The sequence below is a fragment of the Specibacter sp. BI4 genome, assembly GCF_056680095.1.
The window spans coordinates 229,676-248,650 of record NZ_CM155265.1 but is presented as its reverse complement, the minus strand read 5'-3'; the positions used below and the strand labels follow the sequence as shown (position 1 = coordinate 248,650).

The window sequence follows — 18,975 nt, the reverse complement described above, 5'->3', positions numbered from 1 at the left end:
TCTCCCTAGTCCAGCTCGGATTCATTGCCGCGCAGGAATTTCATCTGCAGGAACGCCACTATGCCGATGACCACGAACAGCACCGTGGCGAGGGCGGACGCGTAGCCAAAGTCCTGCTCCGTGAAGGCCTTGTCGAAGATGTACATCTGGATTACCCGTGAAGCATTGACGGGCCCGCCGCCGGTGGTCACGGCAACAGTGTCGAAAATCTGGAATGAACCAATAACTGTCACGACGAGGACCAGGACGAGGATCGGGCGAAGCAGGGGCATTGTGATTTTCCAGAACGTCTTCCAGGGCCCTGCGCCATCCAACGCCGCCACCTCATACACATGGCGGGGGATTGCCTGCAGGCCTGCGAATAGCAGCAGCGCCGTATATCCCATATGCCGCCAAACATTGACGAAAGCAATAGTGGGAATGGCCCAGGTTTCATTGCCAAAGAAGGCGACCCGTGGCAGCCCCATCCATTCGATAACCTGATTGACGATCCCGATCTGGTAGTCGAGCATCCAAAACCACAGCAGCGCGACGACGACGTTGGCGATCAGGTAGGGGAGAAGGATGATCCCGCGAACGAGGGTTGACTTCGCCACGTGGTACATCAGGAGCGCCAGCCCCAAGGCAATAACAGTTTGAAACACGATGTTGAGCACCACGTATTCTCCTGTTACCGCCATGGCATTCCAGAACAACTTGTCCTGAAAAAGTTTGGTGTAGTTCGCCAGCCCAATCCAGACCGGATCGCCGAACAGCCCATACTCGGTGAAGCTCAGGTACAGGCCTCGAATCGTGGGGACCAGGTAAAACCCAATCAGGCCCACCAAGGCCGGGGCAATGAAGATCAGTGCGGTTTTTAGATCGGTCGGTTTCCTTCTTTTGGGTGTTCGCGCGACGGCACTGGTGGCGCGGATCCCGACCACATTTTTAGTGGCGGTCATCAGCGACCCCCTTTCTGTTTGTGATGCAGCTAACAGTCTGGGTGAGAATCTACACGAGTAAATTGAGGCCTGCAAGAGATTTTCAAACCATTTGGAAATATGATTTTTTACCGACATATTCATCGTTGACTCGAGTAGATTTCAATGCAAGACTGCCAGAGCATGTAACTCAACCCATCCGAAAGGTCGCTCATGTCGATCACCCTTGGCATCGTCGGCGCCGGGCAGTTTGCCGGCCAGTTCGCCAAACTTTTTTCCCTGCACCCAGGCGTTGCGAATATCACCGTCACTGACGTTCTGCCCGAACGTGCAACAGAACTAAATGAGCGCTTGTCCTTGGGCGGGACGGTGGCGGATTTTGACGCCATGCTGGCTTCAGACGTGGATGCAGTGGCCATTTTTACCCAGCGCTGGACGCACGGACCGCTGGTCCTGAAGGCATTGAGGGCAGGAAAGCACGTGTACTCCGCCGTGCCCATGGCCGTCACCGAAGAGGAAATTGCCGCAATCATTGAAGCTGTCAGGGACACTGGACTGACCTACATGATGGGTGAGACCAGTTATTACAATCCGGCCACCGTGTACGCGCGGGGCCGGCAGGCTGCAGGGGCGTTTGGCCGCGTTTTTTACGCCGAGGGAGACTACGTCCATGACATGGACCTGGGCTTCTATGAGGCGTACCAATACAGCGGCGGGGAGCAGTGGAAGAGCACTGCCAGCTATCCGCCCATGCTTTATCCAACGCACTCCGTGGGGGGTGTGCTGGGGGCTATCGACGGGCACGCCGTGAGCGTTAGCTGCATTGGTGTCAAGGACCAGCGCGGGGACGGCGTCTTTGACAAGGACGTTAGCCAATTCAACAACGATTTTTCCAATGCGACAGCCCTCTTTGAACTCAACGATGGAGGGGCCATGCGGATCAACGAGATGCGCCGCGTCGGATACCCCTCGCACATCCGCGAATCCCGATTCCGCTATTTTGGCACCGACGCGAGCATGGAGCAGCTCGCGGAAGTCAGTGTTTGGCAGGACAAGGAGGCCGTCACGGACATCTCCGGCGAACTTGCCACACACGCCACCATGGACGACGACGACGCCTCGCTGGCGCACGTTGCACCGGCACTTCGCGCCGCCTTCATGTCAGGCCATGCCAGCGTCCACGACGTGGCCAGGCTGCCGGCTGAATTCGCCGGGGCGCCGAACGGGCACGAGGGAAGCCACCACTTCCTTGTGGATGACTTCGTGACTGCCGCCAGCACCGGGACGCTGCCGCCTGTCAACGCCTGGGTTGCGGCCCGTTTCACGCTCCCTGGAATCATTGCCCACCAGTCGGCCCTGCGCGGCGGGGAACGGCTGCCCATTGCCGACTTTGGCGATGCGCCAACGCAAATCTAGTTAGCATTGGCACTATGAATGATGCCCCGGCGAAGATCCTGAGAACTCCGGTGACCCGCAAGGACGTTGCCCGTTACGCCGGGGTGAGCACCGCCGTCGTCAGTTACGTGGTCAATGGCGGGCCAAAAAACGTATCGCCCACCACGGAGAAGCGGGTGCGCGAGGCCATCATGATCCTTGGGTATCGCCCCAACGCTGCTGCCCGGGCCCTGAAACTGGGTTCGAGCAGCATGCTGGGCTTGATAGTGCCGGACACCAACAACCCGTTCTTCACCGAGTTGGCACATGCGGTGGAGGAAGAAGCCAGCGCGATGGGCTATGCGGTGTTGATGACCAATTCAGCTGGGGACATGGGCAAGGAACGCACCCACATCCGCAATTTGGCGGCCCGTCAGGCTGACGGGGTGATCTTGGCCAGCAACATGTTTGAACCGGATCTGAAGGACCTGCAAGAAGCAGGGATTCCCGCGGTGCTCCTGGCCACGAGCCGGGCGGCGGCTTCCTTCGTTACGGTTGGCACGGACCTGCGGCTTGGGGCCAGGGTTGCCGTGGAGCATCTCATCGGCCACGGCCACACAAGCATTGCCTTGGCGATGGGGGACAATGTGGCCGGGGAGCTGGACGACCGGGAGCGCGGCTGGTTGGATGCGCTCGAGCGGGCCGGGCTTCAGGAAGGGCCCATCGTCCGCAGCTCGTTCACCCGGCCGGGTGGGTACGCGGCGGGGAAGCGGCTGCTGGCTTCCGCAGCTCGCCCAACGGCCGTTTTTGCCAGTTCCGACATGCAGGCCATAGGCATTCTGCGTGCGCTCAATGAAGCCGGAGTGTCCGTGCCCGATGGCATGGCGATGGTGTCCTTCGACGGCTCGATGGACGCCGAATATTGCTGGCCGCCCTTGTCGTCGATGCAACAGCCGGTGCGGGCCATGGCGCAGGCCGCCGTGCAAGCGCTGGTTGGCCAGGCTAAAACGGCCGAGCCGCGGCATGTGGTATTTCCCTCGGAACTGGTTCTGCGGCGCTCCTGCGGCTGCCCCTGAACGAATCCGTGGTGCAGGTACTGGGCGAACGCTTTTGCCGACTGGCAATCTAAACTTGGATCATGAGCGCAGCCACCGGTTATTTTCGCAGCAAGCTGCAGTTTGAGATCGACGTCATGGATGTCCACGCAGGGATGGCCGACGGTTCATTTGTCCTCGTTGACACCAGGCGGCACGCCTCGTGGGAACATGGCCACGTGCCCGGCGCCCTGCACCTGCCCACCGCACTAATTCCGGCCCAGGCGCACGTGCTGATTCCGGCAGGAACCCCGGTCGTGGTGTACTGCTGGGGTCCGGGCTGCAACGGCAGCACTTTTGCGGCGCTGGCGTTCGCGGAACTGGGCTACCCGGTCAAGGAAATGATCGGCGGCATCGAGTACTGGGCCCGCAACGGCCTCCCCGTGGAAACCTCCGACGGCGTCACCCGCCCGGGCCCGGATCCGCTGGTCACGGCTGGCTAGGGGACAGCCTGACCAGGGGTCAAGCGCAGGCCGCCCGCCGCCGTCGTCCTTAAAGTCCAACTGACCCGCAGTAGTGGTCGAAAAACACCGCGAAATCGCGTTTTTTCGACCACTACTGCGGGTCAGTTGGAAGGAGTGGGGCTTATGCGGTGACGGCCAGGGCGTCGATCTCCACGAGCATGACCTCGTGCGGCAGCTCAACGAACACCGTGGTGCGGGAGGGGAGGGCGCCGCTGGGGACGTTTTCCTTGATGAAGTCGCCGTACACCTCGTTCATGGCGGGGAAGTCCTCGCGGGTGGTCAGGTAGACGCGGAACATGATGACGTCCTCAACGCTGGAGCCGCCGGCTTCCAGGATGGCCTTGACGTTCTCGAGCGTGCGGCGGGTCTGGGCGCGGACATCGCCGGCGCCGATGTACTCATTGGCTGTGGGATCCATGGGGCCCTGGCCGGAGACCTGGAACAGGCCGCCCTTCTTGACGCCCTGGGAGAAGACATGGGCCGGAGCCGGTGCATTTTCGGTCAATACGATTGTTTTCTCACTCACTGAGTGTTCCTTTCATTGGGAACCCAGCCCAAGTCCTTCGAGATGGCCTGGGTTCCGGTTATTAGTACTGGCAACAATTTCAATAAATCTTCATAGCTCAGCAGCACGACGGGCACCGAGAACGATGCCGCCGCCACCACGTGCCCGGAGGCGTCGCGGATGGGTGCGGCAATGCAGTGCACAAATGACTCGTGCTCGGATTTGTCGTGCGCCCAGCCCTGTTCGCTGACCTCCGCCAGTTCGGCCAGCAGCTCCTCGGGTGAGGTGAGGGTGTTCTCCGTCATTTTCACGTAATCGAGGCCGGCTGCAATCTGCTGCTGCCGGGACTTGGGCATGTCGGCAAGGATTACCTTCGCCACGGCCGCCGAATGCAGCGCCGCCGTCAGCCCGATCCGGGAATACATGCGCACCGGATGGTGGGATTCGAACTTGTCGATGTACACCACTTCGGGTCCCTCGAGTTCAGCCAAATGGACCGTGTGGCCCGTGGCGTCATTGAGCCTGGCCAGGTGCGGCCGTGCCACCTGCCGAATGTCGCGCTGTTCCAGTGCCCTCGAGGAGAGCTCAAACAACTTGCGGCCCAACATGAACTGTCCTGCGTTGTTGCGGACCAAAAAATGCTCTGCCTCCATGGAGTGCAGCAGCCGCATGACGGTGGTCTTGTGCACGTCCTGGGTCGCGGCCAGCTCGTCCAGCGTGGCCGGTTGGGCGGCCAGTTCGCCAAGCAGCCGCAGCGCACGAACCAAACTCTGGCTCATGGCGCACTTTCCGTAAGTTGCACGCCGCCGTCAATGGCGGGGGACTCGATGCGGCTGGGGGAGACCCTGGTTGAAGCCCACTCTGCTGAGGTGCAGGCCAAAATCGCGTCCAGCACCTCAGGCGCCGGCAGGGGGCCGCGGTCCCCTGGCACCGTCAATGTGCACGCAGCACTGAGGTGCCCGCGGCGCAGTGAGGACCGCTGGTCCAGGCCAAACAGCCGCCCGCTGAGGTAGCCGGCGGCAAAGGCGTCCCCCGCACCCACCGGCTCGAGGACATCGACAGCCAGTGCCGGGACCTCGACCCTGGAACCGTCGCGTTCCAGCGCAATGGCCGACGTGTCGGCTTTTTTGATGACCAGCACGGCCGGGTCCGGCAGGAGCGCCCGCAGTTCCGCCTCGCTCGAGGTGCCAAAGGCCAATTCCGCCTCATCGGCGCCAACAAGAACGACGTCGGCCTGGTTGGCCAGGTGCGCCAGCACGGCCCTGTCCTGGCCAGTCCACAGCGCCTCGCGCCAGTTGACGTCAAAGGAAATGGTGTGGTTTCCGCGCGGTGCCGAAAGTACTGCCCGAAGCATGTCCCGGCAGTCGTCCGACAGGGCAGCGGTGATGCCGCTGAGGTGGATGAGCGCCGCGTTGTCGAGCAGGCTGTCTACGTCGGGGTTCGCCAAAAGGGCGGGGGACATGGCCGATGCCGCGGACCCCTGGCGGTAGTACAGCACGGAGCTTTCATCGGTTCCGCTGTTCAGTGTGGCGGGGACCTTCACGTACAGGCCGGTGGGCCGTGCGGGGTCCACCTCAACACCGGTGGTGCCGACGGCATGCGAGGCAAGGTCATTGAGGATGCGTCGGCCGAAGCCGTCGTGGCCCACCCTGCCAACCCAGTGCGCTTCAACGCCCATGGCGGCCATGCCCATGGCGACGTTGGATTCGGCGCCCCCGACGCCATAGAAGAGCTCCGTGGCCTCGGACAAGGCCACGTTGCGCGTTGGCGTCAGCATGGCCATCGTCTCCCCGATGCATACAACTGAAAGCATGTAGCCCCAGGCCTTCCTCTCTCATTTCTCGCTGCTTGGCGCCCGCTTTAGAGTTGGTGCCTCACTGTGGGGTGTGCCCCATGGTGACGTGGCGGGGATCGCATTTCCGTCTTGACTGACTAATCCTGACCATGTTAGACATGACTCTGGTGAGTTTGCAACTGGCGTTGCAATATGCGCAACGGGTCGGACGGTTGATCCAAATAAGGAGAAAAGTATGGCGGGCTTGGCAGCACAGAGTGGCGCGGAACAACAGCGCGGCAACAAAGGCGGCGGAGGAAATGCCGGCCATGCCGACTCGAATGCAGCCGGCCTCCCTGCGAAGGCCGGCATGGACGCCGGCCGCGTCGATGCACTGGCAGGCGTTGAACTGGGATGGCGGCACAAGGCCATCCCGGCGGCGGCCCACGGCCGGAGCGCCGCGGATTTCGTCCGCGGCGGTGCCACGCTCGCCGACTTCCAAACGCCCCTGCTGACCCTTGACGCGGCGGCCATGCGCGGCAACCTTGGCCGAATGACACAGTGGTGCGCCGACAAGCGCGTGCTGATTGCCCCGCACGGCAAGACAACCATGGCCCCGCAGCTGTGGCGCGAACAACTGGACCGCGGCGCCTGGGGCATCACACTTGCCAACGCCTCGCAGCTGCGCGTGGCCCATGCGTTCGGAGTCCGCAGGGTCATGGTGGCCAACACCCTCAGCGACCCGCAGGCCATCCAGTGGCTGGCCTCCGTGCAGGGACCGGACTTCCAGGTTGCCAGTTGGGTTGATTCCGTCCAGACCGTGGAGCTGCTCAGCAAAACGTTGTCCACGCCCGCCGGGACGGCTTCGGAAACGCCGGTGTTGAATGTCATCGTGGAGCTGGGCGGCACAGGCGGCCGCACGGGAGCCCGCAGCACGGCCGGGGCCATGGAAGTGGCCCGCGCCGTCGCGGCATCCCCTGCACTGCGGCTTGTCGGCGTGGGCGGCTACGAGGGAGCCCTGGCACACACAGCCGATCCCGACGGCATTGCCGCCGTCCGCGGCTATCTTGAAACCGTGCGCGACACCCACCGGCAATTGCTCGCGGAGGATCTTTACGCCCCGGATGCCGACATCATTGTCACCGCCGGCGGCAGCGCCTATTTTGATGACGTCGTTGACGTGCTCGCCGAATGCATTGCCAGCCCGGACGCCCCCGACACCGGTGGCCGGCGCGTGGATGTTGTCATTCGCAGCGGCGCCTACCTGGTCCATGACGACGGCTTCTACCGCGGAATCTCCCCGTTCTCACGCTCAGGCACGCAGCCTTTCACCTCGGCCATGCACGCGTGGGCCCGTGTGGTGTCCCAACCCGAACCCGGGCTGGCCATCCTTGATGCTGGAAAGCGCGACGTCCCTGTCGACGAGGGCCTGCCGGAACCACAGCTGATCGGCCCGGCCCTGGGAGGTCCCATGGCGGAGTTGGCCGGTGCAACCATCACCGCCGTCAATGACCAGCACAGCTTCCTGCGCTTCAACCCGGACACCACGACAGCCAACATCGGTGACGTCGTGCGGCTGGGCCTGTCCCACCCCTGCACGGCCTTCGACAAGTGGACGCTGATTCCCGTGCTGGCTGACACCCAGTCCGACAACCGCGTCGTGGATCTCATCCACACGTTCTTCTAGCCCATGGCCGAGGGACAACACGCAGCCCTGCCGGAAGAGGGCGCAGCCTTGCAGGATCACACCGGCACTGCCCCCGCAACCATCATCTCCAACGCAACCGTTGTGGACGGGACCGGGGCACCCGGGTTCGCGGCCGACGTCGTCCTTGGAAACGGAAAGATTGAGCGCATGGTCCCGGCAGGGACGCTCGCACCCCGTCCGGGAGCCACGTTCATCGACGCGACCGGGCTGGTGCTCAGCCCCGGGTTCATTGACATGCATGCGCATTCGGACCTGCAGCTTTTTGTGCGCCCGGACCACTACGCCAAGCTCAGCCAAGGCGTCACCACGGAGCTGTTGGGCCAGGACGGGCTCTCCTACGCGCCGATTGACGATGTGACACTGGCCGGGGTGCGACAAAAAATTGCCGGCTGGAATGACAACCCGGCCGACTTTGACTTCAACTGGCGCACTGTGGGGCAGTACCTCGACCGCCTCGATGCGGGAATCGCCACGAACGCCGCCTACCTGGTGCCGCAGGGGACCGTCCGGGCCATGGTCATGGGCTTTGGCGAAGGCGAGGCCGACGCCGCCGACATTGCCGCGCAGCAGGCCGAGATCCGCCAGGCCATGGCGGAAGGTGCTGTGGGCATGTCCTCCGGCCTGACCTATACGCCCGGCATGTACGCCAGCACGGAGGAATTGGCGCAGCTGTGCGCCACCGTCGCCGAATACGGCGGCTTCTACGCCCCGCACCACCGCTCCTACGGGAAGGGTGCGCTGGAAGCCTACGACGAGATGATCGAGCTGAGCCGCAAGACCGGATGCGCGCTGCACCTCTCGCACGCCACCATGAATTTCGCACCCAACAAGGGCAGGGCGCCGGAGCTGCTGGGGCTCATTGACAGGGCCCTGGACGACGGCGTTGACATCACCCTTGACACGTACCCGTACCTCCCCGGGGCCACCACACTGTCCGCCATCCTGCCCAGCTGGGCTTCGGCTGGAGGCAGCGCCGACGCCATGGCCCGGCTGCGCGACCCCCACACCCTGGCCCAGATCCGCGAAAACGTGGAGATCTACGGCTCCGACGGCTGTCACGGCGTGGTTGCCGAATGGGAGACGCTGGAAATTTCCGGCGTTCAAAACCCGGAACTCGACAGCTATGTGGGGAGGACAGTGGCGCAGATTGCCGAATCCTCCGGCGCAGACCCGTTCGACACGTTTGTGGACATCCTGCTGCGCGACAAAATGGGCACCGGCATCCTCCAGCACGTGGGCCATGAGGAAAACGTCCAGGCGATCATGGTCCACCGCACGCACTGTGGTGGAAGCGACGGCATCCTTGTCGGCGCCAAGCCGCACCCCCGCGCATGGGGGACATTCCCGCGCTTCCTGGGCCACTACAGCCGCGAACTTGGGCTGCTCACCCTGGAGGAAACCATCCACCACCTGACAGGCCGCCCGGCCGCCCGGCTGAAACTGCACGAGCGGGGGCTGGTCCGTGCCGGCTACGCCGCCGATCTGGTAGTTTTTGACCCGGTCACTGTTGCTGCCACCGCCACTTTTCAAAATCCCCGGCAGGCCGCCTCAGGCATCCACCATGTTTTTGTCAACGGCACCGCCGCCATCTCTGCCGGGGCGCCCACGGGCGCCCTTGCCGGACGGGCGCTGCGCCGCACACCGGAAGGAACCCGACCCACCCCATGAACAACACCGAATTCATTGCCAGGCTCGAAACGGACCGCACCATCGCGGTTGTCCGCGCCCCCGAGATTGCGGACGCCGCCGAGCTCTGCCGCGCCCTCGTTGCCGGGGGCATCACCGGTGTGGAATTGACGTACACCACCCCGAACCTGCTCAAGCACGTTGCCCGGGCCGCCGAAACGGCAGCCGAGCACGGTGCCATCATCGGTGTGGGGACCGTCCTCACCGCAGAGCAGGCCAGGGCGGCCATCGACTCCGGCGCGCAGTTCCTGGTCACCCCGGGCATCCGCCCGGACGTTGCCAAGGTGGCCGCCGACGCCGGCATTCCCTTCTCCTTGGGCGCGCTGACCCCCAGCGAGGTGGCCGTGGCCCTGGACCTGGGCTCCGCCGTCGTCAAGATTTTCCCGGCCCGTGCACTGGGCCCGGGTTACCTCAAGGACCTGCAGGGCCCCTACCCGGGAGTGAAGCTGCTCCCCTCCGGCGGCATTGACGCGAGCAATGCCAATGACTACCTGGCCGCCGGTGCGATCGCCGTGGCTTGCGGCACCGCTGTGGTGCCGCCGGCAGTTGTGGCCGCAGGTACATGGGCCGACATCACCGCACGCGCCGCAGCATTTACCAGCATTCTTCGCTAATTCTCTTCTCTCGAAAGTCCCCTTATGACAGATATCATTAACTGGCTCCATCACGACACGGCCGGGCTTTTGCTCCTGGCCGGCGTGGGCATCGCCGTCCTGCTGGTCTTGATTATCAAGGTCAAGCTGGAACCCTTTATTGCCCTGTTGGTCGTCGGTGTCCTCGTGGCACTGGCCGGTGGAGTGTCGGTGCCCGAACTGGTTGGCTCGGCCACCAAGAGCAGCGACGCCATCATCGAAAAGGGCTTCGCCGGCATCCTTGGCCACATTACGGTCATCATCGGCCTCGGAACCGTCCTCGGTGCCATCCTGGAACGTTCAGGCGGCGCCGAGGTGCTCATGAGCCGCCTGGTGAAGATCTTTGGCGAAAAGGGCACGCCCCTGGCCATGGGCGTCACCGGCTTCGTGCTGGGTATCCCGGTATTCTTCGACATCGGCATCTTCGTGTTGGCACCGCTGGTGTACGTGGCCGCAATCAAGGGCGGGAAGTCGCTCGTACTGTATGCCCTGCCGCTGCTGGCCGGCCTCTCCGTGACGCACGCCTTCCTGCCCCCGCACCCCGGCCCCGTGGCCGCCGCCGGGCTGTTCCACGTGGAATTGGGATGGATCATCATCATGGGCCTGGCCTGCGGCATCCCGGCATGGTTCGCCTCCGGCATTCTCTGGGGCACCTGGATCGGCAAGCGCGTGATGGTGAACGTTCCCGAGGACAGCATCGTCGAGGAATCAGATAAGGCCAAGTCGCTCGGCGATCCCGCCCTGGGCACGGTGTTGCTGGCCATCGGTGCGCCGATGATCTTGATTCTGGGTGGCACCTTCGGAAACATTGCGTTGCCCGACGGCGGACTGCGCACCACCTTGCAGTTCTTCGGCAACCCGGCCATTGCCCTGACAGTGGCTGTGCTGCTGGCCATGTGGCTTCTGGGTACCCGCCGCGGCATGAGCCGGGACGAATTGGCCGATCTAACCTCCGCGTCGCTGCGGCCGGTTGGCATGATCCTTCTGGTGGTAGGTGCCGGCGCGTTCTTTGGCGCCGTTCTCGGTGCAACCGGTGTTGGCCAGGCCGTGGCTGATTCACTCTCCACGGCCGGCCTGCCACTGCTGCTCTCGGCCTTCGTCATCTCGGCCGGCATGCGCATTGCCCAGGGCTCGGCCACTGTGGCCATTGTGACCACGGGTGGAATCTTGGCGCCGACCGTTCTTGCCCTGGACTACTCGCAGCCGCAGTTGGCACTGATCGTCATGGCCATCGCCTCCGGTTCCGTCATCGCCAGCCACGTCAACGACGGCGGCTTCTGGATCATCTCCAAGTACTTCAACATGTCCGTCAAGGACACCCTGAAGACCTGGACAGTCCTGGAAACCGTACTGTCAGTGGTCGGCTTCGGCATGGCCGCGCTCATCTGGCAGTTCGTCTAACCAGCCTGTACCCCGGCCCGCCGTCGGACTTTAAGCAACTACCCCGCAGAAGTGGTTGTGAAATCAATTGAAAACGATTGATTCAGCAACCACATCTGCGGGGTAGTTGGATGGGAAGGGAGGGGTGCTAGCCGCGGAGGGACTCCGCGATCTGGTTCATGACGGTGTTGTCGGCCAGCGTTGAGGAGTCGCCCACTGTGCGGCCCTCGGCCACGTCCTTGAGCAGGCGGCGCATGATCTTCCCGGAGCGGGTCTTGGGCAGTTCCGGAACCACCAGGATGGTCTTGGGCTTGGCGATCGGGCCGATCTCCTTGCCCACGTGGTTGCGCAGCGTGGTGACAATGTCGGCATCCTCCACGGCGGAACCGCGCAGGATCACAAACGCCACCACTGCCTGGCCCGTGGTGTCGTCGGCGGCACCGACCACGGCGGCCTCGGCAACCGAGGGGTGGCTGACAAGCGCGGACTCAATCTCCGTCGTGGAGAGGCGGTGGCCCGAAACGTTCATGACGTCATCGACGCGGCCCAGGAGCCAGACGTCGCCGTCCTCGTCCCACTTGGCGCCGTCGCCGGCAAAGTACATGTCGTCGAAGCGCGCCCAGTACGTGTCCTTGTAGCGTTCGTTGTCGCCCCAGATGCCGCGCAGCATGGCGGGCCACGGCTCGCGGATGACAAGGTAGCCGCCGTGTCCGTGCGGCACCGATTTGCCGAGTTCGTCGACCACATCAACGGCGATGCCGGGCATGGGGACCTGGGCGGAGCCGGGCTTGGCCGCTGTCACGCCGGGCAGCGGGGCAATCATGATGGCGCCGGTTTCCGTCTGCCACCAGGTGTCGACGATTGGGGCGTTGTTTCCGCCAATGACGCGGCGGTACCACATCCACGCCTCGGGGTTGATGGGTTCGCCCACCGAACCGAGCAGGCGGATGGAGGAGAGATCGTACTTGGCGGGGATGTCCTCGCCCCACTTCATGAACGTGCGGATGGCCGTGGGTGCCGTGTACAGGATCGAGACCTTGTACTTTTCCACGATTTCCCAGAAGCGGCCCTGGTGCGGGGAGTCGGGGGTGCCCTCGTACATGACCTGGGTGGCGCCATTGACGAGCGGGGCGTAGGTGACGTAGGAGTGGCCGGTGACCCATCCGACGTCGGCCGTGCACCAGAAAACGTCTGTCTCCGGGTGCAGGTCAAACACGGCGCGGTGCGTGTAGGCGGTCTGGGTCAGGTAGCCGCCGGTGGTGTGCAGGATGCCCTTGGGCTTGCCCGTGGTGCCCGAGGTGTAGAGGATGAACAGCGGGTGCTCGGCGGCATGCCCGACGGCGGTGTGCTCGGTGGAGGCGGTGCCAACGGTGTCATCCCACCAGACATCCCGGCCCTCAACCCAGTCGACGTCCTGGCCGTTGCGCTTGACGACGACGACGTGCTGGACCGAGTGCCCCGGCGCCGTGAGCGCTTCGTCAACGGCCGGCTTCAGGGCGCTGGGCTTGCCGCGGCGGAAGGTGCCGTCTGCGGTGATGACGAGCTTGGCCTCGGCGTCGTCGACACGGCTGCGCAGGGCGTCCGCGGAGAAGCCGCCGAAGACGACGGAATGGATGGCGCCAATGCGGGCGCAGGCGAGCAGGGTGATGACGGCTTCGGGAATCATGGGCAGGTACACGGCCACGCGGTCGCCCTTGACCAGGCCCAGGGTTTCGAAGGCGTTCGCGGCCTTCTTGACCTCTTCGGTGAGCTGCGCGTAGGTGTAGGTGCGGGTGTCCCCGGGCTCTCCCTCAAAGAAGATGGCGACGCGGTCGCCGTTGCCGGCCTCCACATGGCGGTCAAGGGCGTTGTACGCGGCGTTGATTTCGCCGTCCTCAAACCAGGTGGCGAACGGCGGGTTGGTCCAGTCCAGGGTTTTCGTGAAGGGCTTGGACCAGGTCAGGAGTTCGCGGGCCTTTTCGCCCCAGAACGCGGGGCGGTCGGCGTTGGCTTTTGCGTATTCGTCGCCATGGATGACCGCATTGGTGGCAAATTCCACGCTTGGCTCGAACTGGCGGTTTTCCGTGAGCAGGTTCTCCAGCGCGTCTCCGGACTGGCCTGCTGCTGCGGTTGTAACCTCAGACATCTAAAATCCCTTCGTTCCTTCGTTGCTGCTGCCCCGCGGAATCCCAACCGGACGGTGCCGGCGCTTCACAATGCGGAAGGGCGGCGGGGCGCGGAATGGTAGCTGAGGGCAACGTTTTGGTCCAGCTTTAACTGTAGCGCTTCCCACAGGTAAACGTGTCTGCCGTCACAGGCCTGTGGGATCAGCGGGGTCATATCTGCGCCCAAGTGCACGGCAGCCGCCGCGGGACCGATGGGCAGTTCTCCCCATCGCGGTATTTTTGGCCCTATTAAGCTGTGGCTCGCTAGTGTTGCCACGCTGCGGTAACTAGTGTGGGAAGCAATCGTCACGTTGAGGAGTAAGACCATGACAGAGCAAAACATGCCTTCTACACAGGCAGCCGCAAGCCCTGAGGGTCCAACTGTCAGCAATGCCGCAGTTGGACCGCTGACCATTCGGGACCTGGTTGTCCTGGGATCGGTTGCGATTATTTTCATCGCCTCGGTGATTCCGATCATTGTGACACTTGCCGGCAGCGTCAACCTATGGAATACCAGCGGACTGTTCTACATTGGCGTTGGCGTTGTCCTGCCGCTGGTTGTTGGCGGGTTGTTTCTTGCCCGCCGGCTGAACCCCGCGTCCAAGGTTCGCATCGGATCGCTCTCGATTGACCAGTTTGCCTCCGTCGTGGCTGCTTTCGCCGCGTTCTTCTTTTTCACCAGCACCGTCACCAACTTCCGGATCGCCTTCCTGGTGGGCTTGATCGGGTCGCTGTTGTTGCTCGTTGCCACCGTCTGCGCCCCGTGGGTGCCCTTCCTGGCGTCCGACTTTGCCGGCAGGGCTGAAGTGCCTGCCCATGTGGCAGCACGCGACGCCGCACCCGCAGCCAAGCGGCCCGCCGCACCCAAACCCGCTGGCACCGTGCACACTGGCGCTGCACCGGTCAACGCTGCGCAGGCCGGTGCCGCGCAGGCCGGGCAGGGCTCCCTGGGACAGGACGTTCCTGTGAAGGCTGGCGCCGACGCCCAGGCAGGCGCCCGCTCCGCTGGACAGACTCCAGCCGGGCACACCTCCGCCGGCCAGATTTTCACGCCGGCCAACAGCGCCAACCCCGCCGCCCATGCTGGTTCGGGACATGCTGGTTCGGGACAGGCTGGTTCGGTTCAGGCTCGAACAAGCCAGGCCCCCCCAGCGCAGGCCGCCGCAAGTGGTGTTTCCGGAGCAGATTCCGGTGCCGCTGCGGCTACCGGCGGTACCGCCACGAGGGCAGCCGCCACCCAGTCCGCCTCAGGCCAGTCCGCTTCAAGCCGGTCCGCAGCCGCCGCGGATGCACCCACCGAAGCCGGGACCTCACGTCGCGCAGCACCGGCAGCCGCCCAGTCCGCCGCGCAGGCTGAGGAATCAAAGCCGACGGGAACGGACGCAGCAGCTTCATCGCTTGCCGCCTCGGCCACTCCGGCCTCGAGGGACCATAGCGTATCCGGATCGTCCGATGATGCCGCCGCAACCACGCTGAACCCGCAGGTGGCCCAGCCTGCAGGCGACAGTGCCGCCACGGCTGCCGCAGCAACGAACCGTGCCGCAACGAACAGTGCAGCGAAGGACGAGGCTGCACGCGACACTGCAGCGAGCCCGGCCAAGGAAAGCATTGCCGCCACGGTGAACCCGAAGGCCGGTGCCGTCCGCGTCATTGCCGAACCGTTCTGGTTCGCCGTCGACCGTCCGCAGAACGTGATTGACGAAAAGACCCGCCAATTCATTTTCAAGCTGACACCGGGCGCGTGGATTTTGGCCCTGGAAGACCGCGGAAACAGCTTCCTCGTCCAAGACAGCCACGGCAAGACGGGTGTGCTGCTCGACCTGGTGGGGATCGAGCGCGCCTCGGACAGCCAGTAACGACGGCCGCTGTGGCACCGGAATCGGCGCTGGGGCTCAAGCGCCGGGCCCGGAAGATCAACCGCGAGTTGGCGCAGCTGTACCCGTATGCGCATGCGGAGCTGGATTTTCGGAACCCATTCGAGCTGCTGGTGGCCACGGTGCTCTCGGCGCAGACCACCGACATCCGTGTCAATGCGGTGACCCCAGCGCTCTTTGCCCGCTTCCCAACCCCGCTGGCAATGGCCCAGGCGGCGAGCGTCGAACTGGAAGAATTGATCAAGTCAACGGGTTTTTTCCGGGCCAAGGCCGCGAACCTGCTCGCCCTGGCCACCAGGCTGGTTGACGAGTACGACGGCGTCGTGCCGGGTGCCCTTGCCGATCTCGTCACGCTCCCGGGAGTCGGGCGCAAGACCGCGAACGTGGTGCTGGGCAACGCTTTTGGGGTGCCGGGCATCACCGTGGACACGCATTTCATCAGGCTTGCCCGCCGTTTCGGCTGGACCGAGTCCACTGACCCGGTCCGGATAGAGGCCGACGTGGCTGCCTTGTTTGAAGCCAAGGACTGGACCATGGTCTCGCACCGGGTCGTGTTCCACGGGCGGCGCATCTGCCACGCACGGAAACCGGCGTGCGGGGCCTGCCCCATCGCCCACCTGTGCCCGGCCTACGGGGATGGCGAGGTGGATCCCGTGAAGGCCGCGAAGCTGCTCAAGTACGAGTTGGCACCCGGGCAGGAAGAGCTGTTGGCGCGCATGCTGGCCGATGTGGACAACGCCGCGCAGTACCGGCAGGAATCCCAGCTCGCCGCGCGCACCACTGGATCCCCACCCGCGGAAGCGCTCCGGTGAGTGCTTATTCGGATTTGGCGGTGCTGGCCGGGAAGACGGCAGGGACGACGGCGGGTCCCGACACTGCGGGATTGGGCCGGCCGGCGCTGAGGCAGGCGCCCAAGGACGCCGCGACGTTCCGCAAGGCTGCGGTGCTGATGCTCTTTGGCGCCCTGGACAGCATCCCCGCGGCGTCAGCAAAACCGCTGGCCTCCGCAGACTTGGACGTGTTGCTGATCGAACGCGCCGCGACCTTGAACAACCACCCGGGACAGGTTGCCTTCCCCGGCGGGGGCGTGGACCCCGGCGACGCTTCCGTGACGGCCGCCGCCTTGCGCGAGGCCGAGGAAGAAACCGGGCTGGACCCCCTGGGCGTTGAAGTCCTGGGGATGCTGCCTGAGGTGCCCCTGACGGTCAGCAATTTCATGGTCACTCCCGTGGTTGGCTGGTGGGCCCGGCAAACGCCCGTCGACGTCGTCGACTATGGCGAATCCGCCCAGGTGTTCAGGGTTCCTGTGCGGGACCTGCTCGACCCGGACAACCGCTACACGGCCGTCCTGGCCCGTGACGGGTACACCTATCGCGGACCGGCGTTCGTTGTCAACGAGGTCGTGGTGTGGGGATTCACGGCCGACATCCTGAACCATGTTTTTCAGGAACTCGGCTGGGCCGTGCCCTGGGATGAACAACGGGAAATCCCGGCCCCGATCTAGCCGCCGCCCCTGCAGCGAATGGCCGCAGCAGCCCGCGGACTGAATAAAGGCTGGCCGCTGCGCCTTACTTCTGCGCCTTATTTAGCGTCCGCATAGCACTGCTCAACAACCACATTGACCGGAAATTCCAGCGGAATCTTTCCAAAGATCAGCTCGGTCGCGGCCTGGGACGATTCGTGGAGAATTTGGGTGACCTCCTCGACCAGCCCGAGCGGGCAATGCACCACCACCTCGTCGTGCAGGAAAGCCACCAATTGCGGTGTTCGCTGCGCGGGGGTTCCCCCGACGCCAGGCGACGCGGCAGGCAGGGCCCGCAGCCGCCGTCGCAAGTCAGCCATCCAGCAGCAGGCCCATTCGGCAGCCGTTCCCTGCACCACAAAGTTGCGGGTGAACCGGCCGCGTGAGCGGGCAGCCGACTCGGCCCTGCGCTGCTCCTGGGCCGTGGAACTGCGTTGCCCGTCGTACCATTCCTGTGTGGTGGGCGGGGTGCTGCGGCCCAAATACGTGCTGACCCTTTCGCCGCGTTCACCCGCGCGGGCTGCTTGTTCCACGAAGTCCAGTGCGCGGGGGTACATGCGGGCCAGCTGTGGGACAAGCCGGCCCGACTCTCCCGTGGTGGCACCGTAGATGGCGCCGAGCAGGGCAACCTTGGCCATGCTGCGGTCGCCACCAAAGCCTTGGGCTGCGATGCCGGCGTAGAGGTCCTTGTTTTGGCCGGCGGAGTCTTGGCCGGCGGCGGCCATGGCGGTGTCCTGTGCCAGTGCGGCCAGTACCCGCGGTTCCAATTGCGCCGCGTCGGCGACGACGAATGTGTATCCGGGGTCGGCAACGGCGGCGCCCCGAATTTGTGCCGGGATCTGCATGGCCCCGCCTCCGCGCGAGGCCCACCGGCCTGACACGACGCCCCCAACAACATACTCGGAATGAAAACGGCCGTCACGGACCCACTGTTGGAGCCAGTTCCAGCCGTTGGTGGTGTAAAGCCGGCTGAGCTTCCGATAGGCGAGCAGGGGCTCAATGGCGGGGTCCGTGAACTCCATCAGCTCCCAGCTTCGCGTGGATTTCACATCGATCCCCGCCCGGTGCAGGGCCCGGATCAAGTCCTGGGGGGAGTCTGGATTGAGTGCGGGAGCGGAGAGGGCGGTGCGCAGCTGCGCGGCCAGGGCCTCCAATTTTTCCGGGCGGGTGTGGTTGGTTGGTTCGGGACCCAGCAAGTCATTGAGCAGCCTCCTGTGCAGGTCCTCCCGCCAGGGGATGCCTTCATGCTGCATCTCTGCGGCGACCAAGGCGCCGGCAGATTCTGCACTGAGCAAAAGCGTGAGCCGGTGTGGGTGTGTGGAGGAATTAACAGCTGTTTTTTGGGCGCCCAGTTCCCTTGCCACGGAAGCGAGATCCCATACGGGGGCGCCTGTGTTTGCTGCAGGGGCGTCGAACAGGCTGTCCTGGCCCGAGTGCGTCCCTGTGGCCGACGAGCCTTGCCGGAGCGCATCGATTTCCGGTGGCAGCGGGGTGAATTGCTGGTGGTACCCGGTGCCGGCGGCAAATTCCGATAGCAGCAAAATGTTTTGGCACAGGGCCAGGTCGTGGCACCGTTCAACCCGCACGTCTGCCGCGAGCAGTTGCGGGTACCAATTCGCCGCCCGGTCCCACACCCAGCGGGGGTGGTGCGCCTCATCCAGGGCGCGCACTGCTGAACCCAGCCCGGCGAGCGGCACCGTCTGGACAGCAGCGGCGGGGGTGCCGTCGTCGTGCCTGAGCTGGACCACGGCGGTGGAAGCTTCGGGACTCATGGCCAGCAATGCGTACATGGCTTCCATTCTCCACTGGTGGTGGGATTAATTCCTCCACAGCCGCCCCTGCCCGCCAGCTTCTCCACTTATTGGCCCGGGCGCATGCAATCCGGTAGGGCAGGAGCG

Annotated in this window: 16 protein-coding genes; 10 read left to right on the top strand and 6 right to left on the bottom strand. The window is 64.4% G+C overall.

Going from position 1 to position 18,975, the window contains the following annotated elements; translation table 11 throughout:
• Positions 1-5 precede the first annotated feature (5 nt).
• Positions 6-941 (bottom strand): carbohydrate ABC transporter permease, encoded by a 936-nt coding sequence (locus AC1L6K_RS01225; protein WP_480950934.1) that lies wholly within the window; start codon positions 939-941, stop codon positions 6-8.
• 192 nt (positions 942-1,133) lie between these two features.
• On the opposite strand from AC1L6K_RS01225, the gene AC1L6K_RS01220 reads away from it, so the two are divergent.
• The 3 genes from AC1L6K_RS01220 (at position 1,134) to AC1L6K_RS01210 (ending at position 3,831) form a co-directional block, all read left to right on the top strand.
• Positions 1,134-2,336 (top strand): Gfo/Idh/MocA family protein, encoded by a 1,203-nt coding sequence (locus AC1L6K_RS01220; RefSeq protein ID WP_480950933.1) that lies wholly within the window; start codon positions 1,134-1,136, stop codon positions 2,334-2,336.
• Between the two features lie 14 nt (positions 2,337-2,350).
• Positions 2,351-3,370 carry a LacI family DNA-binding transcriptional regulator gene (locus AC1L6K_RS01215; RefSeq protein ID WP_480950932.1) on the top strand — a complete coding sequence of 340 codons (1,020 nt, stop codon included), beginning with the start codon at positions 2,351-2,353 and terminating at the stop codon, positions 3,368-3,370.
• A 62-nt stretch (positions 3,371-3,432) separates the two neighbouring features.
• Positions 3,433-3,831, top strand: a complete 399-nt coding sequence (locus AC1L6K_RS01210) for a rhodanese-like domain-containing protein (RefSeq protein WP_480950931.1) — start codon at positions 3,433-3,435, stop codon at positions 3,829-3,831.
• A gap of 142 nt (positions 3,832-3,973) precedes the next feature.
• Here AC1L6K_RS01210 and AC1L6K_RS01205 read toward each other — a convergent pair whose 3' ends face one another.
• From AC1L6K_RS01205 to AC1L6K_RS01195, 3 genes are read right to left on the bottom strand one after another with little or no spacing between them, the layout of a single operon-like run.
• Positions 3,974-4,378 (bottom strand): RidA family protein, encoded by a 405-nt coding sequence (locus AC1L6K_RS01205; RefSeq protein WP_480950930.1) that lies wholly within the window; start codon positions 4,376-4,378, stop codon positions 3,974-3,976.
• A complete protein-coding gene (locus AC1L6K_RS01200; protein ID WP_480950929.1) occupies positions 4,375-5,136 on the bottom strand; it encodes an IclR family transcriptional regulator in 762 nt (253 codons plus the stop codon). Before AC1L6K_RS01200 ends, AC1L6K_RS01205 begins: the two co-directional genes overlap by 4 nt.
• A complete protein-coding gene (locus AC1L6K_RS01195; RefSeq protein WP_480950928.1) occupies positions 5,133-6,170 on the bottom strand; it encodes a sugar kinase in 1,038 nt (345 codons plus the stop codon). Before AC1L6K_RS01195 ends, AC1L6K_RS01200 begins: the two co-directional genes overlap by 4 nt.
• Before the next feature lie 217 nt (positions 6,171-6,387).
• Here AC1L6K_RS01195 and AC1L6K_RS01190 point away from each other — a divergent pair, with 217 nt between their 5' ends.
• From AC1L6K_RS01190 to AC1L6K_RS01175, 4 genes are read left to right on the top strand one after another with little or no spacing between them, the layout of a single operon-like run.
• Positions 6,388-7,818, top strand: a complete 1,431-nt coding sequence (locus tag AC1L6K_RS01190) for a type III PLP-dependent enzyme domain-containing protein (protein ID WP_480950927.1) — start codon at positions 6,388-6,390, stop codon at positions 7,816-7,818.
• Between the two features lie 3 nt (positions 7,819-7,821).
• The gene (locus tag AC1L6K_RS01185; RefSeq protein ID WP_480950926.1) at positions 7,822-9,507 is read left to right on the top strand and encodes an N-acyl-D-amino-acid deacylase family protein; all 1,686 of its coding nucleotides are present in this window, start codon (positions 7,822-7,824) and stop codon (positions 9,505-9,507) included.
• Entirely contained in the window at positions 9,504-10,139 is a 636-nt protein-coding gene (locus AC1L6K_RS01180; RefSeq protein WP_480950925.1) for a bifunctional 4-hydroxy-2-oxoglutarate aldolase/2-dehydro-3-deoxy-phosphogluconate aldolase, read from the top strand. Before AC1L6K_RS01185 ends, AC1L6K_RS01180 begins: the two co-directional genes overlap by 4 nt.
• 24 nt (positions 10,140-10,163) lie before the next feature.
• Positions 10,164-11,558 carry a GntP family permease gene (locus AC1L6K_RS01175; protein WP_480950924.1) on the top strand — a complete coding sequence of 465 codons (1,395 nt, stop codon included), beginning with the start codon at positions 10,164-10,166 and terminating at the stop codon, positions 11,556-11,558.
• Between the two features lie 127 nt (positions 11,559-11,685).
• Here AC1L6K_RS01175 and acs read toward each other — a convergent pair whose 3' ends face one another.
• Entirely contained in the window at positions 11,686-13,662 is a 1,977-nt protein-coding gene (gene acs, locus AC1L6K_RS01170; RefSeq protein ID WP_480950923.1) for an acetate--CoA ligase, read from the bottom strand.
• A 345-nt stretch (positions 13,663-14,007) separates the two neighbouring features.
• On the opposite strand from acs, the gene AC1L6K_RS01165 reads away from it, so the two are divergent.
• From AC1L6K_RS01165 to AC1L6K_RS01155, 3 genes are read left to right on the top strand one after another with little or no spacing between them, the layout of a single operon-like run.
• The gene (locus tag AC1L6K_RS01165; protein WP_480950922.1) at positions 14,008-15,537 is read left to right on the top strand and encodes a hypothetical protein; all 1,530 of its coding nucleotides are present in this window, start codon (positions 14,008-14,010) and stop codon (positions 15,535-15,537) included.
• An 11-nt stretch (positions 15,538-15,548) separates the two neighbouring features.
• Positions 15,549-16,367 carry an endonuclease III gene (gene nth, locus AC1L6K_RS01160; RefSeq protein ID WP_480950921.1) on the top strand — a complete coding sequence of 273 codons (819 nt, stop codon included), beginning with the start codon at positions 15,549-15,551 and terminating at the stop codon, positions 16,365-16,367.
• On the top strand, positions 16,364-17,059 hold the full coding sequence (locus AC1L6K_RS01155) for an NUDIX hydrolase (protein WP_480950920.1): 696 nt from the start codon (positions 16,364-16,366) through the stop codon (positions 17,057-17,059). Before nth ends, AC1L6K_RS01155 begins: the two co-directional genes overlap by 4 nt.
• Before the next feature lie 77 nt (positions 17,060-17,136).
• Here the strand turns inward: AC1L6K_RS01155 and AC1L6K_RS01150 are convergent, their stop codons facing one another.
• Positions 17,137-18,867, bottom strand: a complete 1,731-nt coding sequence (locus AC1L6K_RS01150) for a bifunctional 3'-5' exonuclease/DNA polymerase (RefSeq protein WP_480950919.1) — start codon at positions 18,865-18,867, stop codon at positions 17,137-17,139.
• Positions 18,868-18,975 lie beyond the last annotated feature (108 nt).